Source organism: Oceanicoccus sagamiensis, from assembly GCF_002117105.1.
Lineage (GTDB): Bacteria > Pseudomonadota > Gammaproteobacteria > Pseudomonadales > Dasaniaceae > Oceanicoccus > Oceanicoccus sagamiensis.
On record NZ_CP019343.1, the window covers coordinates 132,312 to 147,783 of the forward strand.

The following is a 15,472-nucleotide window of genomic DNA, read 5'->3' on the forward strand; positions in this document are numbered from 1 at the left end:
GATTACAGATATAAATTATCAATATACAACTAATACAAGGAAAATACAGGGCTTTGTCACCCAAGATGCAAGAGCAATAATGAATAGTTTTACCTTTACCACCAGCAAATGCATTATCAATGAACCCGGAGCCCTGGCACGCATTGGTGAGATCTGCCGCAACCAGGGTATCAGCCGCCCATTGATTGTGACTGACCCGGGTATTGTCAGTATTGGCCTGCTGGACAAACTGGAAGCAGCCCTTAAAGCGGCGGCTATGCCCTACAGTTGTTTTACCGATATTGTTGCCGACCCACCAGAGTCCATTGTGTTAGCAGCATTGGCACAAGCCAACAGAGAGCAGGTCGATGCGGTGATAGGATTTGGCGGCGGTAGTTCGATGGATACCGCCAAGCTGGTTGCCCTGATGGCCCGGTCCGGTGAAACCCTGCAACAGATTTACGGTGTTGACCAGGCCAAAGGCCAGCGCCTGCCCCTGATCCAGATCCCCACCACCGCCGGTACCGGTTCAGAGGTGACCGCGGTCGCTATTGTCACCACCGGTGAAACCACCAAAACTGGCGTGGTTGCCCCACAATTACTGCCCGATATTGCGTTGCTGGATGCCGAGCTGACGGTGGGCCTGCCGCCTGCGATTACCGCCGCCACGGGCATTGATGCCATGGTGCACGCCATTGAGGCCTATACCAGTGTGCATAAAAAGAATAGCTACTCCGATATGCTGGCCCGCCAGGCCCTGCAACTGATGGCCAGTCATATTGAGCAGGCCACCCATAATGGCACTGATCTTAAAGCTCGCCAGGGGATGCTGCTAGGCGCCTGCCTTGCAGGCCAGGCATTTGCTAATGCACCGGTGGCAGCCGTTCACGCTCTGGCTTACCCGCTGGGGGGCATTTCCATATTCCCCACGGTTTAAGTAATTCCCTGGTACTGCCACATGTGTTGCGCTTTAACGCCGAAGCCGCCTGTGAACAATACGCCGAATTAGCCGATGTAATACCGGGTATTAATAGCCAGGGGGGTGCGTTACAGAAAACCCACCAACTGATTCACTATCTGGAAGCGCTAATCACCAGGCTGAATCTTCCCACACGCCTGCGCGATAGGGATATCGACCAGAAAGACCTGCCTATGCTGGCCAGTGATGCCATGCTGCAACAACGCCTGCTGATTAATAACCCGCGGGCAGTTTCCGAAACCGACGCTCTGGCAATTTACCAGGCGGCCTATTAATTCACCGAGAGAACTGACTATGTCTGACTTACCCACACGCGATCACTATCGCTGGTTTTTGCCGATTAGTACCCGCTGGATGGATAACGATATCTACGGCCATATTAATAATGTGCACTATTACTCTTACTTTGACACCGTGGCCAATACCTACCTGATTGAGGAGGCGGGACTGGACATCCATCATGGCGATATTATCGGCTATATCGTTAACTCCCAGTGCAGTTATAAAAAAGCTATTGCCTTTCCTGAGAAAATCGCAGGCGGTTTTCGTGTAAACCGTTTAGGCAATAGCTCGGTGGAATACGGTATAGCAATATTTAAAAACGACGAAAGTGATTGCTGTGCCTTTGGCACCTTTACCCACGTGTTTGTGGACCGTAAAACCGAAAAACCGGTGCCTATTCCCGAACCCATGCGAACTGCACTGGCGTCCATGCTGGTCAACTAAACCCTGACGAAACAGCCAGTCGACGAAGCAAAGAGAAACTTCATGCAACTGAACAACCCCGCGCTAATGTGCAGCCAATCCTATATTAACGGCCAGTGGATAGACAGCGACAACGGTACCCACGTAGACGCACTCAACCCGGCTACAGGGTATCGGTAAAATTTTACGTATGGGTGAAGCGCTGGAATACGATATAGTCGGTATTAACCAAGGTATTATCTCTAATGATAGAGAGCGAACAGGAGAACAATCCATGCCGGACAACAATGTTCGACTCAGTGTTTATAAGCAACTGATACTGGAATTGAACGAGGCTGGCGTCAGTGAAGAGCAGCTGCATAAAGAGGCTGAACCCTTGATAGCGGCACTACCTGCCAGCTCTTCGGAACAAGCTGCCGCTCTTGAGGGCATGCTGCGGATGGAAACCGCTGTCAAACTCAGCGGCGACGATAGCCTGTTTTTAAAAGTGGGCCAACAGGTAGGCATTGACAGTTATGGCACCTTAGGTTTCGCTTTAATGAGCTGTGCCAATTTAAGGGAGGCCATTACACTACTGCTGCGCTATGCCAAGCTGTTTTTCCAACCCATCTGGACGCCTTATAAAACTGACGGAGGCTTGCTACTGCGTTTAAATTTGGAGACAGGCTCCCCCAAACAACAGCAAGTATTTACCGAGCTGGCTTTCTCAATGTTGTCAAAAACATCCAGTGCACTTTATCGAGGACGGGTGGAAGGCGCTGAAATTCACCTGGCCTATCCCGCCCCGGCTCATAAGGCCTATTACCAGAAAGCCATTCTGGCGGAGATCAGTTTTAATCGGGAATTTAGCCAACTGTATGTTCCAGACAGTGCTCTGGACATTCCGGTAAGAACGGCCAATATTTCTGAACATATTGTATTTCAACAACAGTGTGAAGAAATGCTGCGAAGCTTAAACGAGGTGGGAGAAACCACCTCAGCGCTAAGACGAGTGTTGATTCAGTCCGCCGGTGATTTTCCCGATATCACCCAGGTTGCCGAGCACCTTCATGTCAGCGAGCGCACGTTAAGACGTCGACTTAAAAATGAGGCCACCAGCTTTCGAGATATTTTAGATGAGATCAGAAATCTATTGGCCCGGGAGTATTTGGTAAAAACCTCCCTGACCGTGGCCGAGATCGCACATCTTTTAGATTTTAGCGAAGCCGTTCATTTTCGCCGAGCCTTTGTACGCTGGAATACTATTACCCCCGGCGACTATCGCCAAACGCAAACCCCTGAACAACAATAAGCCAGAGACTTCACCCTGCCAATATCGCTTTAATCAGCCATGGTGCTGATAAGCGAGTGGTTAAACCTGTTGAGTCTGTTGTTGAATCTGTTGTTGAGCCTGTTGTTTTGCCAGCGCCCGACCACATAGCCATACATGGACAGAACCCCATAAACCCAGCAGCGAAAAATAAGCCAACGCCACGCCGAGGGAACCCTCGCCATAGTGGGGTTCCAGCAAGTCACTGAGAAGGCCCACCAATATCGGCCCCAGCCCCATACCCACCAGGTTAATTAATAGCATTTTAATCGCCGAAGCCACCCCGCGCATATTGACTGGCGACAGGGTTTGTAACATCGCCAGCATCGGCCCCATAGCATAGTTGGCGGCAAAGCCCGGAAGAATAAAAAACGCGATAGCAGTGGTAATGTCCTCTGCCAGCAGCCCCATAATAAAAAAGGGTATGGTAAAAAATGGCACCACCGCCAGCACCCACATACCATACTGGAAACCGCGAACGGCCAGCCGATCAAATACCTTACCGGCCAGCAGTGCGCCGATGGCTCCGGAAATACCAAACACCAGGGCCATCAACAGCCCCGTCTGTGACTGGCTAAGCTCATGGGTGCGGATAAAAAATGTCGGCATCCATGAGGTCAGACCATAAGAAATTAATCCGACTATCATGGAAGCGGCAACCAGGTGACGCAGTGCCTGGTTATTCCACATCATCACCGCCGTTGTTTTTATCGGCGGTGGTGGCTCGGGCGTCTGTGTTTCAAACGTGCCCCGCCCCGGTTCTTTAATCCATTTGGCCATCAGCAGCGCCAGCAACAGACCGGGTACTCCAACTGATACCAGAGCCATACGCCAACCGTAGGCCTGGGCAATAAATCCACCACCCACAAAACCGAACATCATCCCGACACTGCCACCGAGCATCAATACCGACATCGCAAACCCCCGGCGATGGGGAGGAAAATAATCGGCAATCAGGGACTGGCTGGCGGGGCCTACTCCGGCCTCACCAATACCGACACCTATACGAAATAACAACAGGCTGATAAAGCCGGCCGCCGTACCGCCGAGTGCAGTCATCATCGAGAAAATCACAATACTGGCGATAATAATGCGCTTGCGACTGTATTGGTCCGAAAGCCTGGCAATAGGCAGCCCCAGGGTCGCGTAAAACAGGGCAAAAGAAAGACCGCCCAACAGGCCCAGTTGCAGATCCGTTAAATCAAACTCCGCTTTAATATCCGGGAACAGAATCGACAGAATCATGCGGTCGCAAATCGACAAGGCATAGGCCAGCATCATCAGAGTCAATAAACGGCGGTGCCCCGGTAACGGCTGGCTGGCTGTCGGTTGATTCATAGTGAGTCCTGTTTATTGCGGGATTATTGTGAGACGGTGCTGTCAGCGGCCTGGCCGCCAGTACACCATCCCGTACTGACAATCAAAGCCGGTGGATTACAATCCACCCTACTCTTGTGCGGTGGAATCCGCAGGCAGCCATTCTACTGTTCGGCTAAAAAAACCCACCTTGCCTGTGAGCTGCATCGTGCCACTGTCGGAGAGGGTAATTTCCACCGTTTTGAATGCTTCCAGTTTGTGGATATAGGCAAGACCCGTCCAGGCGTCCTGTTTCGCTGTAATCTCCTTGATAAAAACCTGCCCTTCCCGCTCCGGGAATTTGTTATTGCGAACGACAATACCTTCACCCTGGTCCAGCCGAATCTCAATCCAGACCGGCATCTCGGCATGCTTCCAGGTACCGGCAATATCGGTGGCTGTTGCTTTGCTACTGGCTATAGAAGCAAGCGATAACACCCATAATAGAAAAACCGTTTGGATGCTTTTCCCGACAGCATGCCGGTGATAAAAATTATTGCTCATCAGTCGATACCTTTTTCATTCGCCAGGCCACATAAAAGGGCAATAGCAGCAACACCGTCAACAGCAACACCAGGATACCGTCTCGATTGGTTAACAGACCATTCTGAACCAGTTGTTTAATCTGGGTATAACCTGGCGGCACGGGCACCACTTTATTATCCACGGTGTATTGATGATAGGCCGACAGCATACGCTGGAAACGCACTGTGTCAGCCCCGGATAAATCCTTAGTCTCACCCGGGTCGGTGACAATATTAAATAAACGCCATTGACCATCTCCACGGGGCGGCTGGTTAACCACCAGCTTATAGTCACCCTGAAATAACACACCGTGGTCGGTCAGCTCGTAACCCACGGGATCATCAGGGCCATAAACCCTTGCAGCGGAGGCAGAAAGCAAGGGTGTTAGATCCCGGCCAGTCATCGGCAGTATCGGGCGTCCCGCAAAGCGATCCCCGGGTGCTGCTACACCGCTTAGTGACAAAATGGTTGGCGTAATATCGGTGGCCCAGGCAAAGGCCCTGGTCAGTGACGACGGATCGGCAACCGGTTTACCGCTAATAATCAGGGGCACACGCATACCGCCTTCACCGGCATGGAATTTATAGTAAGCCAATGGACTGACAGCGGCGCTGGAAAAGCTGGGACCTATGGTACCGTAGCTGCCTTTAAGGCCAAGGGTTTCGTAGTCAACGTTATAACCGAGACTGTGTGGGCCCAATCGCTGTGGAAACCCTCGCGGATCATCGGGGCCATTGGCTTCACTGCCATTATCCGAGGTAAAAATAAAAATCGTATTATCGTATTGACCGCGCTGTTTAAGAAACTCAACCAGCCGGCCAATATGGAAATCCATGGCCTCAATCATGCCGGCATAAACCGCCATACGTTTTGACTGGTAGCGCCGGTCCTCATCACTAAGTGCATCCCAGTCTATGGTGGTATGCATTCTTACCATGGGTGTATTTTCTGGAACAATACCCAGCGCTTCTGCCCGTTCCTTACGCTGCTCACGCAGCACATCCCAGCCGGAATCATAGACACCCATATAGCGGTCGATATAGTGTTGCGGAGCCTGTACAGGGGAATGCACTGCCATAAAAGGGAGATAGGCAAAGAAGGGTTTTTCATCCTGTAAATTGCTGTCGATAAACTCAATCATTTTATCGACTAAAAAACGCGAAGAATAAAAATCTTCCGGCAGCGTATAACGCTCACCATCAGCAAACCAGTTAGCCTGGTCATACAGTGGAAGATAAGGACGCTGCTCCCAATTATCGGCACCTGAATCCATCATTGCCATGGTACGCTGAAAACCACGTCGACTGGGTCGTTTATCCGGGTCCATGCCCAAATGCCATTTACCCGCCATATAAGTGTGGTAACCGGCTTCTTCTAACAGTGTTGCCACGGTAACTACATCGCTACCGAGTACACCTTGATAGTTAGCGTGCTTGCGTTGCTCGGGCGCTAACATTTCAGGAATATTGGGAACCCCGGCCAGATGGCTATCCACGCCGGTGAGCAACATAGCCCTGGCAGGCGCGCAATTGGCGGCGGTGTGGAAGTTGGTAAAGCTGACACCCTGCTCCGCCAATGCCGTTAGAGAGGGTGTATTGACTTCACTGCCATAGGACGCGATATCGGTATAACCCAGATCATCGGCGAGGATAAAAACGATGTTGGGACGTACTCTATATGCAGAACTCTGCGCCTCAGTGTCTACAACGGTATTCGCTGATGCTTCAATCCCAAACACGCTGCTACTCACAACGCTTAAACACAGGCATGCGCCACAAAAAATCTGAGGTAAAGAAAAACGTCTCACTGGTTCAGCCTTGTTTTGGCAAGCGGCGGGATGCAAGCAGCAAAATAATGGCCACGACCACTTCTGTCATGATCTGACTAACGGCCAATGTGGCATCGTGCAACAGCCAGGCGACAATTCGCCCCAAGGCTGTGATCGCCAGTAACATCATGGGGGGTAGTACCAGCTTCGATGCCCACTGATCAGGGCGATCAACATACAACTGCCCAGCACCAGAAAGAAGCCAGCCATATTACCGATTTGGGAGCTGAGTCCGAGGCCGTCACTCAGCGTCAGGCCAAAGTTAGGTGCTACGCCAGCCGGTGCCACCAGCCAGCGAACCCCCATAACCACAAACAGAATCGCAGGTATCAGTACCAATAACTTTACAATAATACTGATTGGGCTCACCTTCATTTTTATTGATCCCTTTCGGCAATGACTTGCATCATTTTGTGTGCCGTCTCCAACCCTGAGTTTTGGTTCTGGCCGGTCACAAATCGCCTCTCTTGATCAATCACCACATGGGTAGCAAACACATCACGGAAAGCCGTTTGGCTTTCGTAAAGCGCACCGGCTTTACGCAGTTCGGTTTCCGGGTGTTGCGGGGTAATTTCAATCTTTAGCTCTTTAATTTGCTTGTCACTAACCCCGGTCATGGCTCGTCCAGCGATCAGCAAATTGCCCTGAGTGTCTTTTACATTGATAAAACCCAACACTCCGTGACATACGCCGCCGAGAACAGGTTTGTGTTCCGCATAAAAGGCGTCGCCAATTTTCTGTGCCAGAATGTCTGAGTAACCCAGATCATAGGCTGCACCCCATCCACCGGCGAGAAAGATCAGGTCGTACTCGCTGAAATCGACATCATCAATTTTTATTGACTTCTGAGCTTTCGCGGTAAAAACAGGATCGGCAAGGAAACGCTCATCGAGAGGGCTTATCGACACTCGACCAAGGCTATCAGGGGCGATAGGAATTTCACCGCCTTTAATACTGGCTACATCGACCGACATACCGCCGTCTAAAAACGTGTAATAAGGGTGTGTCATTTCAGATGCGGCAACACCGGTAGCCGGACCCTCGGTTTCACCCGGCGCCGCCAATACGCTATGACTGGTGGTAATAATCAGTGCACGCTTACCCGCCAGTTCAAATTCAGGGCCATGATACTCAGGGTGCAACCCCAACTTGTGCACCAAGGTCGGTAACGCCAGTACAACGATGACGGCAAATGCGACAAGGGCAGCCAAAACTTTCATTATTTTGCTCATGGATTCAAATCTCTCTGTACATTTATTTCAAATATTTCAAATTTTATTCCGCCGCCAATGCCCCTGGCGTATCATTTCCGGACAAATGGCGTATTAAGCCATATCCATAACTCTGGCTTCGGCCTTGAGAAGGGAGTTAGTCAACGCCCTCTCTCTGATCGTTACCAGCACGCAGTAATCTGGCCCGCGACAAAGGCCGGCCTATGGATTTAATGCGGTGCCAGCAAAGCCTCACAGCCGGTTCCGGTTATCAATCGATCAACGCGCTGCTTATCGCTTTGCGATAAATTCTGGTATTCCTCATTAATCCACTGAAGACACTTACCCTGATAAGGGAAGCTTTGCTGGGACCATAAGCCACCATCGATCTCTGTTTGCCATTGCTTCTCACCGGCTTGCAGCGCTTTGGCGTTAGCCAGTAAGGCGGGGACATAAGTTCTGCCGATTTCTGTAAGTATGTTCTTCAATGTTGCAGGAACGGTTTCCAACGAGGTCCAGTTTTTTTCCTCAGATTCCAGTCCACTCTGATCTTCCAGTGTACTCACCCAGGCGATGGTACGAGGCGAGACTTTATGGGCAATAGCTCGGGGGGTAGGGTCAAAACCGATAAGCTGGCTAAGCTGACCAAACAAGGCAAAGTCTCCAGAACCCGGCTTATCGCCAAGCAAGAAAGGCTGGTTCTTGAAGTGCTCTTCCAGTAGCGACAGCAAGCGACGATAACTGGCATCTATAATGGGGGCTGTGGTGTCGTTGGAACCCACATAACCCAGGCGTCCAGTCTGACGGTCAGCAAAAAACGTTTTCACTTGCTGCAAGGCTTCTTCTCCCATCGTAACATCCATAATCAAAGGGAGCTGGGTGCCAGCGTTGTCGGCATCTTCAGAAAAATACCAGCGATAGTGGAACATAAATTTTGTACACCATTCGTCGCCGAAATCCTCCAGCAGAAAATTGATAAACGCCAGCGCAGGATCATCGGGAATCACCGAGCGAGGTGTAAAAAGCTTCTCCAGACGGTGAATGATCGGGGTGGAATCGCAAACGGCTTCACTCTCACCGCTATCATCTTTGAAGATAAAGGTAGGCAAAAAAGTGATTTTGGGTTTGCTAATACCTAAACCATCCAGCGCCGCTGCCGGATCTGCCCATATCATGGCATGCGGAATACGGCGATATCTCAGCAGTGATAACATTTTTCGCGTATAGGGTGATCCAGTAGCGCCAATAAGACGCAGAGGGTTGTCTGTGGTATACGTTGTTGACACGGTACATTCCTTATTAATTTTGTTAGCTGGTGGAATAGACTCAATTTAACCGGCTGGTAAATCGATTATAGTGAGTGCCGGCCACCTTACGGGATCATTTTCGGCCAACCTCGTTTTGTTAGCCGTAATTTCATTTCTGGACAGGCTACTGGCCGATAATGATTCCAGTGACTTATCGAAGAGCTGATTACATTACGTTTTAAAATAGTAAAACTGTCTCAACTATGATGAAATTTCTTAAACGACAGTTCCCGCTGTTAGCCTCACCGCAAACAACGACTAACGCCAAACTTACCTGACAAGCTATCCTGGAGTTCCCCATGGACAATGAAGAATTAACCCTGTTCCGCGATATGGCGCGCCGCGCTTTCGAGCAGGAAATCCAACCCCATTATGAAAGCTGGGAAGAACAGCATATTGTGCCGCGCGAGTTGTGGAACACACTGGGCGCTGCAGGCCTGCTATGCCCGGATATGCCGGAGGAATACGGCGGCGCAGGCACATCACCTCATGTGTGTCTGGCCATGATGGAGGAAATGTCACGGATGGGCTTTGGCGGATTGACCACTGGTTACAGTATTCACAGTAATATCGTCGCGCCCTATATTAATCACTTTGGCACCGAGGACCAGAAGCAACAGTGGCTGCCCGGCATGGTCACCGGTGACATTGTGGGCGCACTGGCTATGACCGAGCCCGGCGCCGGCTCCGACGTACAGGGCATTCGCACCACAGCCGTACGCGATGGTGACGAGTGGGTACTTAACGGCTCCAAGATTTTTATTACCAACGGTATCCACGCTGACCTGGTGATTGTTGCGGCGCTTACCGACCCCGGCAAAGGCGCCAAGGGCACCTCGCTATTTCTGGTGGATGCTTCCCTGCCCGGCTTTGAAAAAGGCAATAAGATCGAAAAGATTGGCCAGCATACCTCCGACACGGCGGAATTATTTTTCCAGGATGTACGCTTGCCCACTAACGCGCTGCTTGGCGAAGAAAACAAGGGCTTCGCCATTATGATGCAAGAGCTGCCGCGGGAACGTCTGGGTATTGCCGCCCAGGCTATAGCCGCTGCTGAAGGTGCTATGGATATCACTGTCGAGTACGTTATGGAGCGTAAGGCCTTTGGCCAGACGGTGGCGTCTTTCCAGAACACCCGCTTTACCCTGGCGGAAGTCAAAACCGAAATCGCACTCAACCGGGCACTGTACGAGAAGTGTGCCGACCAGTACGCCCGCAATGAGTTGACCGTTGACGATGCGGCGATGCTTAAGTACGCCAGTACGGAAATGCAGTGCAGTACCATTGACCAGTGCCTGCAATTGTTTGGCGGCTACGGCTATACCGCCGAGTACCCAATCTCGCGCTACTATACCGATGCCCGTATCCAGCGTATCTACGGTGGAACTTCTGAGATTATGCGCGAGCTGGTAGCGCGCTCTATCCTCGGCCGCTGATCCTGATCGTCTTCAACTGCAAGGCACCAAACAACATCGTTAACAAGTAATCCCCGGGGCCGCGCATTCTTTTATGAAACAGTAGAATCTCAATCATATGAGAAACCACCAGAAAAACACCGAGCCACTGAAACGCCTGTGGAAATGGCACCAGCAAAGGCTCTATCACAGAGACCAGAATAAGCAACCAAACTATAGAGACAATAACCTTTAAAATTTTTAAGCGTTGAATGGCATGCATCATAAGTGCTTTTCTCAATTATCGTGCTATGAGTTTGGCTAATCATTTCAGCGACTGAATAAACTTTATGTTAAACCGCCAGTCAATCGATTGTAGCGAACGTTGAAGACAGGACAGAACCCTTCTCGGCCATTCGGATTGATCTTGACAAAACCCCAGCAGCAAACAGTTAGCCTACAGGAATAAGCTGACCGAATATGATTCCATAATACGGTTTTCACCACTCTATATTCGCTCATCACAATCACCAACTCTAATGATGACCTGCCTGCATTATTGAATATCGGAGTGCCTGCTAAATGAAACGTATTGTTATTACCGGAGCCGCCAGTGGCTTGGGGCTTGCCCTGGCGAAAAAATATGCCAGTGAAGGCTGGTCTGTTTGTCTTGCTGATATTCAGGATAAAGAGGGAATCAGGATTGCCTCGCAACTAAGTGCCATCTATAGCAACGATTGTTTTTTCCAACACCTGGATATCACCAGTGATGCCCAGTGGCAGGAGCTGGTGGCTATCATTACTGAGCGATGGCAAGGGCTGGATGCCTTAGTCAATAATGCCGGTGTGGCTGCGGCCGGCGATATCGATACTTTTTCGCTAAAAGACTTTCAGTGGGCTTTGGATATCAATTTAATGGGGGCTGTAAAAGGCTGCCACGCCTGCGTGCCACTCTTAAAAGAAACTAAAGGCTTTCTTATCAATGTAGCGTCTATGGCTGGGCTATTACATATGGGGTCGATGTCTGCCTATAACGTCTCAAAAGCAGGCATGGTCGCCCTGTCGGAAGGTTTGCTGAGTGAACTTGATCCTTATGAGGTAAACGTGTCTGTGGTATGCCCGACTTTCTTTCAAAGCAATCTGGCCAAGAGTATGCGCAGCGACAACCCCAAAGCGGCCAAAATAGCGGCCAAGCTACACGCCAAAACAGGGATTACCGCAGACAGTATTGCGACAACCGTTTACGACAATGCCCAAAAGGGTAAGCACTATATCCTTGCAGGGACTCGACTTAGCGACAGAATCATGTGGCGGATAAAGCGTTATCTTCCCCCCGTCTATCTCAATATGATGAAAAGCAATGCGCGGTTACAGTATGCTGATAAATACCCTTCTTCAGCCAAGGAAGGATTATCCGCACGCGTGGGGCGTTTTATAAGAAGCAAGGTATTAGACTAAGACGCCAATGGCCTAACCGGGGAAGCCATGAATATTTCCTGGCTTGCTTCGCTTTGAACCGGCCAGATATGCAGCGTCAGCTCAAGCTGATACATTGAACAGTCAGTTTCTAAATGGTTTTTTAAACTGCTTTCTTCATTAGGGTGCGAGCTGTTTGCTGATGCTATGCGATAGAATATCCGGACCTCGGGAAGTGAACGTGTAAGCGCCCAAATTGAGAGGTGTCGCGGGCGAGAATAATACGATTTGAGTTAATCGATACTAACTCGCCATTGACGGGAATGACTGCATAGTCCTCGGGTGAGACACTGACAGATTGCCCCACCTTGAAACTGTCATGATCCTCGCTGCTCGGTACTGCCCGTGGTGATGTCCTACTGGCTAATTCGAAGGCTTCAGCTTGTGTTATTTCTTCTCTCGGGCCCTGGCCAATTGCGCTCACGGAACTGTACCACCGTTGCACATTCGGGCCCGCGGCGAGTGGCTTCCTATTAAAACTGACGTGCAGCCACAACACGTGATAAACGCTGAAGTCAGCCAGAGAAGGTAAGTCCCCGGCTATCCAGGTCGAGTGATTTAAATGTGATTCTAAATCATCGATTAAAGCTGCGAGAATATGTTGAGCTTTTTTCGGATGTACGCCTTTCTTAGTCCCCCCCTCCAGCATACCCTTGCGGTCTTTAATAAAGGGGATAATTTGCAGGAGACCAAGTTTCATCCACATGGTAGTTAGCAATCGCAATGGGGGTACCGCGGCTATTGCAGAGAAAAAAGCCTCTTGCTCTGCGCGATTCACTAGCTCGAGTGCTCTTCCTTCAAGGTTTTGAGGCTGCAGTTTCTGATTGCTGGTTATTTCCGCGACCTCTTCTGCGATCAAGGCGGTATCACAGATAATATCTGCCCCCAGCTGCAAAACCGGAATACGCCGGTAGCCACCGGTTAAGGGATCCAGATTGGGTCTGGGTGGCCTTGCCGGTGAGGGTAGCGACTTCCATGGTGTATTGGTTAAACCGAACATGAGTCTAATTTTTTCTGCATAGGGTGAAGCGTCGTAGTGATGCAAAATGATCGGTGTGGACACAGATTCTGCTCCTTCTGTTCTATCGGGTTATCTCTATTATGCTTGCTTTCGAATATACCACGCTATGATTGGATTCGGTCATAAATACAGTCACAATTAGGTAACAGCTCAAGGTCATAACCACCCTCTCAACCTCATTCAGCACCGAACTTTCAAACCGGACATATGCGTAGCTTTTACTTTGTACTATCTGACAATGAAGTGACCTTAGAATCCCAAGGACCATTTTCTCTACCCTGAGAGAAATAGCCTCTCACTAGAATCTCTATATTATTCTTATTCGACTACTTCAATATCATTGGACTATAAACGTATTCTAACAACAAGCACTACAAGACACCCCCAACTTTATTGTACCTACAAGTAAGTTGTACCCATACCGAGCTCAACATCCCCCCCTAAAAAACACTCTCAGAAGAAAATCTCGAAAAATGATAATTCTGTGCGCCTCACGCGCGCCGTATACAGCAATTTTCCGAGAAAAAGACCTCCGTGTTTTAATTTTCTGCCTTTTCCTGTTCATGCCTGAAAATTCTGACAATACTCCCCTTAACCAATTATTTTTAAAAGTTAAAACGGTGTATTTGAACAAATGTAAAAAATCAAACAAGGGTAAAAGATGATGTGTGTAAACCAAGATGAAGACCGAATGCTGACAGAGACAGAAGTCACCGCCATGATTTCCATCAGCCCTTCCAGCTTAAGACGCTGGGTGGCTAAATCCTCCTTCCCTGCACCGGTCACTCTGGAAGGCTCAAGATATAAGCGGTGGTTAATGAGCGATGTCCAGCAATGGATTCAGTCAAAGAGAAATACATCCACTTAGGAAAGATAAAACGAGCTCTATTTACCGCTATCAAATTAAGACATCAATGCATCCAAATGGTCTGCCCACTTCTGCAACCAAACCTTACATTCTGACTCATATTCGTAGAGGTTATATACCCTCTATCCCCCTTTTGGAATGCCCGACTATGGCTTCAGCCACGTCACCAGGGCAACCAAGACGAGCCAAACCTGTTCTAACTGTCCTGCGAAGGTCGTGAGGTGCCCAATCGTCAACAGCATCCAACCACACCTGCCTCTCGGTATAACGTCTGCGGTTTGTGATTTTCTCTGGGTTTTTAAGTTGCCATTTCGTTTCTGACAAGCTCTTTTGTTGGATAGGTTTCCCCGTTCTTGTGGAAGGAAATACATAGATCTCGGTAGATAGCTTTAATTGTTCTAGAAATTTTACTGCCTGCCGAGGAAGCTGGACGCTCTGCCCAACCCCGGTTTTGCTCTTTGAAGCCGGTACAAATAGCGTGCCTTTGGCTAAATCAACCTCACTCCATTCAACCCTACAGACGGTTCCGGTTCTTAAACCTGTCCATAAGGTTAAGCGCATGACATTTTTCTGTGTCGTCGAGAAGCCGCTTCCAGGTAGCCACTTGAGCAACTTAACTAACTCTGCATCGTCAAGAAATCTCCCTCTGGGCTTTGAGCTTAGCCGAACCTTGGTTCGCTTGAGCCGCTCTTTCGCCTGCAATGCAGGATTACTAAATTCATCGGGGAATCGCTCCATACCAATGGAGTATTCATAAGCAGCAACCAGCTCTCGCAGCACATTACCCGCCTGGACCTCTGACCCACGCTGGATAATAGCGCTAATCAAATCAACGATATCTCGCCTCGTGACTTCAACTGCAGGGTGACTGCCCAGCACCCTGACTGCATCAGCCTCTAATGTTCTGCGGCATTCTCGCTGGGCTTTCTTGTTTCTAGCACCAGGGATTTTTCGGCCCTCTATATACCGATCTTCAATATACTCCTCTAGGTAACGATCGATCATTGTTGTGACCGTAAAGTTGGTATTGAGAAGCTTTCTAGACTCCGCCTGCCTTTCCTCCTCCTCTTGGCGCCTTTTATGATCACGCTCAGCCTTAGGACAGCGGCCGGCCTTTCGAACAGACTTTAGCCCCTGAAACTCCACCCTTGCCTCTGCCAGGCTAATATCCGGGTAATGGCCAAAGGTCATCGAGGTTGTTTTGGACTTATTGAGAGGGCTCCTATAACGGTAATAAAAGGCCCGATTGCCTTTAGAACCGATAGAGACTCTTAACCCTGCGTTCTCCGCAGTATCTGATAGATCCTTATCACCCGGCTTCATGGATTTTATTGCCATGTCGGATAGTTGTTTCCTTACCCTTTTGATATGCTGATCCTCTTTTGTCATAGCTGGATTACCAACCCAGCGATGTATTGTTTAAAAGTGTAGGTAGCTGCTTTCTTACTATCAGAGTACCCCAACTTTTTAATTTTACTAGCACTTTTACCTACACTTATTTATGGCCTTGTGTG

The 15,472-nt window shown here is 49.5% G+C and carries 15 protein-coding genes and 1 pseudogene; 6 read left to right on the forward strand and 10 right to left on the reverse strand.

Features of this window, described 5'->3' with window-relative positions; genetic code table 11:
- Positions 1-79: 79 nt before the first annotated feature.
- The 3 genes and pseudogenes from BST96_RS00535 (at position 80) to BST96_RS00545 (ending at position 2,954) form a co-directional block, all read left to right on the forward strand.
- A pseudogene (locus BST96_RS00535) lies at positions 80-1,233 on the forward strand (iron-containing alcohol dehydrogenase).
- A 19-nt stretch (positions 1,234-1,252) separates the two neighbouring features.
- Positions 1,253-1,684 carry an acyl-CoA thioesterase gene (locus BST96_RS00540; RefSeq protein ID WP_085756821.1) on the forward strand — a complete coding sequence of 144 codons (432 nt, stop codon included), beginning with the start codon at positions 1,253-1,255 and terminating at the stop codon, positions 1,682-1,684.
- Between the two features lie 169 nt (positions 1,685-1,853).
- Positions 1,854-2,954, forward strand: coding sequence for an AraC family transcriptional regulator (locus BST96_RS00545; protein ID WP_240554865.1), 1,101 nt, complete (start codon positions 1,854-1,856; stop codon positions 2,952-2,954).
- A 60-nt stretch (positions 2,955-3,014) separates the two neighbouring features.
- Here the strand turns inward: BST96_RS00545 and BST96_RS00550 are convergent, their stop codons facing one another.
- From BST96_RS00550 to BST96_RS00575, 7 genes are all read right to left on the reverse strand, one after another.
- On the reverse strand, positions 3,015-4,310 hold the full coding sequence (locus tag BST96_RS00550; RefSeq protein ID WP_085756822.1) for a spinster family MFS transporter: 1,296 nt from the start codon (positions 4,308-4,310) through the stop codon (positions 3,015-3,017).
- Between the two features lie 108 nt (positions 4,311-4,418).
- A complete protein-coding gene (locus BST96_RS00555) occupies positions 4,419-4,832 on the reverse strand; it encodes a hypothetical protein (RefSeq protein ID WP_085756823.1) in 414 nt (137 codons plus the stop codon).
- A complete protein-coding gene (locus BST96_RS00560) occupies positions 4,822-6,591 on the reverse strand; it encodes an arylsulfatase (protein ID WP_240554866.1) in 1,770 nt (589 codons plus the stop codon). The genes BST96_RS00555 and BST96_RS00560 overlap by 11 nt, the downstream gene beginning before the upstream one ends.
- 73 nt (positions 6,592-6,664) lie before the next feature.
- Entirely contained in the window at positions 6,665-6,811 is a 147-nt protein-coding gene (locus BST96_RS20840; protein ID WP_240554867.1) for a hypothetical protein, read from the reverse strand.
- Positions 6,808-7,056: a hypothetical protein gene (locus tag BST96_RS20845; protein ID WP_240554868.1), complete on the reverse strand. Its 249-nt coding sequence runs from the start codon at positions 7,054-7,056 to the stop codon at positions 6,808-6,810. Before BST96_RS20845 ends, BST96_RS20840 begins: the two co-directional genes overlap by 4 nt.
- 2 nt (positions 7,057-7,058) lie before the next feature.
- Positions 7,059-7,913 (reverse strand): type 1 glutamine amidotransferase domain-containing protein, encoded by an 855-nt coding sequence (locus tag BST96_RS00570; RefSeq protein ID WP_085756824.1) that lies wholly within the window; start codon positions 7,911-7,913, stop codon positions 7,059-7,061.
- Positions 7,914-8,122: 209 nt separating this feature from the next.
- Positions 8,123-9,178, reverse strand: coding sequence for a glutathione S-transferase N-terminal domain-containing protein (locus tag BST96_RS00575; RefSeq protein WP_240554869.1), 1,056 nt, complete (start codon positions 9,176-9,178; stop codon positions 8,123-8,125).
- Positions 9,179-9,498: 320 nt separating this feature from the next.
- Here BST96_RS00575 and BST96_RS00580 point away from each other — a divergent pair, with 320 nt between their 5' ends.
- A complete protein-coding gene (locus BST96_RS00580; protein WP_085756826.1) occupies positions 9,499-10,635 on the forward strand; it encodes an acyl-CoA dehydrogenase family protein in 1,137 nt (378 codons plus the stop codon).
- On the opposite strand, the gene BST96_RS00585 is transcribed toward BST96_RS00580, so the two are convergent.
- Positions 10,619-10,879, reverse strand: coding sequence for a DUF1145 domain-containing protein (locus BST96_RS00585; protein WP_085756827.1), 261 nt, complete (start codon positions 10,877-10,879; stop codon positions 10,619-10,621). The genes BST96_RS00580 and BST96_RS00585 overlap by 17 nt on opposite strands.
- Positions 10,880-11,175: 296 nt before the next feature.
- Between BST96_RS00585 and BST96_RS00590 the strand changes: the two genes are divergently transcribed.
- Complete coding sequence (locus tag BST96_RS00590; RefSeq protein ID WP_085756828.1) at positions 11,176-12,051, forward strand: SDR family oxidoreductase; 876 nt, start codon at positions 11,176-11,178, stop codon at positions 12,049-12,051.
- 163 nt (positions 12,052-12,214) lie between these two features.
- Here BST96_RS00590 and BST96_RS00595 read toward each other — a convergent pair whose 3' ends face one another.
- Complete coding sequence (locus BST96_RS00595; RefSeq protein WP_085756829.1) at positions 12,215-13,132, reverse strand: glutathione S-transferase family protein; 918 nt, start codon at positions 13,130-13,132, stop codon at positions 12,215-12,217.
- A 619-nt stretch (positions 13,133-13,751) separates the two neighbouring features.
- On the opposite strand from BST96_RS00595, the gene BST96_RS00600 reads away from it, so the two are divergent.
- A complete protein-coding gene (locus BST96_RS00600) occupies positions 13,752-13,958 on the forward strand; it encodes a helix-turn-helix transcriptional regulator (RefSeq protein WP_085756830.1) in 207 nt (68 codons plus the stop codon).
- A 111-nt stretch (positions 13,959-14,069) separates the two neighbouring features.
- Here the strand turns inward: BST96_RS00600 and BST96_RS00605 are convergent, their stop codons facing one another.
- Positions 14,070-15,296, reverse strand: coding sequence for a tyrosine-type recombinase/integrase (locus tag BST96_RS00605; RefSeq protein ID WP_206045374.1), 1,227 nt, complete (start codon positions 15,294-15,296; stop codon positions 14,070-14,072).
- Positions 15,297-15,472: the final 176 nt, after the last annotated feature.

Excerpts from the sequence above, each read along its gene's own strand:
- BST96_RS00540 (WP_085756821.1), top strand. The coding sequence starts at position 1,253 with ATGTCTGACTTACCCACACGCGATCACTATCGCTGGTTTTTGCCGATT.
- BST96_RS00545 (WP_240554865.1), top strand. The coding sequence starts at position 1,854 with ATGGGTGAAGCGCTGGAATACGATATAGTCGGTATTAACCAAGGTATT.
- BST96_RS00550 (WP_085756822.1), bottom strand. The coding sequence starts at position 4,310 with ATGAATCAACCGACAGCCAGCCAGCCGTTACCGGGGCACCGCCGTTTA.
- BST96_RS00555 (WP_085756823.1), bottom strand. The coding sequence starts at position 4,832 with ATGAGCAATAATTTTTATCACCGGCATGCTGTCGGGAAAAGCATCCAA.
- BST96_RS20840 (WP_240554867.1), bottom strand. The coding sequence starts at position 6,811 with ATGATGTTACTGGCGATCACAGCCTTGGGGCGAATTGTCGCCTGGCTG.
- BST96_RS20845 (WP_240554868.1), bottom strand. The coding sequence starts at position 7,056 with ATGAAGGTGAGCCCAATCAGTATTATTGTAAAGTTATTGGTACTGATA.
- BST96_RS00570 (WP_085756824.1), bottom strand. The coding sequence starts at position 7,913 with ATGAGCAAAATAATGAAAGTTTTGGCTGCCCTTGTCGCATTTGCCGTC.
- BST96_RS00580 (WP_085756826.1), top strand. The coding sequence starts at position 9,499 with ATGGACAATGAAGAATTAACCCTGTTCCGCGATATGGCGCGCCGCGCT.
- BST96_RS00585 (WP_085756827.1), bottom strand. The coding sequence starts at position 10,879 with ATGATGCATGCCATTCAACGCTTAAAAATTTTAAAGGTTATTGTCTCT.
- BST96_RS00590 (WP_085756828.1), top strand. The coding sequence starts at position 11,176 with ATGAAACGTATTGTTATTACCGGAGCCGCCAGTGGCTTGGGGCTTGCC.
- BST96_RS00600 (WP_085756830.1), top strand. The coding sequence starts at position 13,752 with ATGATGTGTGTAAACCAAGATGAAGACCGAATGCTGACAGAGACAGAA.
- BST96_RS00605 (WP_206045374.1), bottom strand. The coding sequence starts at position 15,296 with ATGGCAATAAAATCCATGAAGCCGGGTGATAAGGATCTATCAGATACT.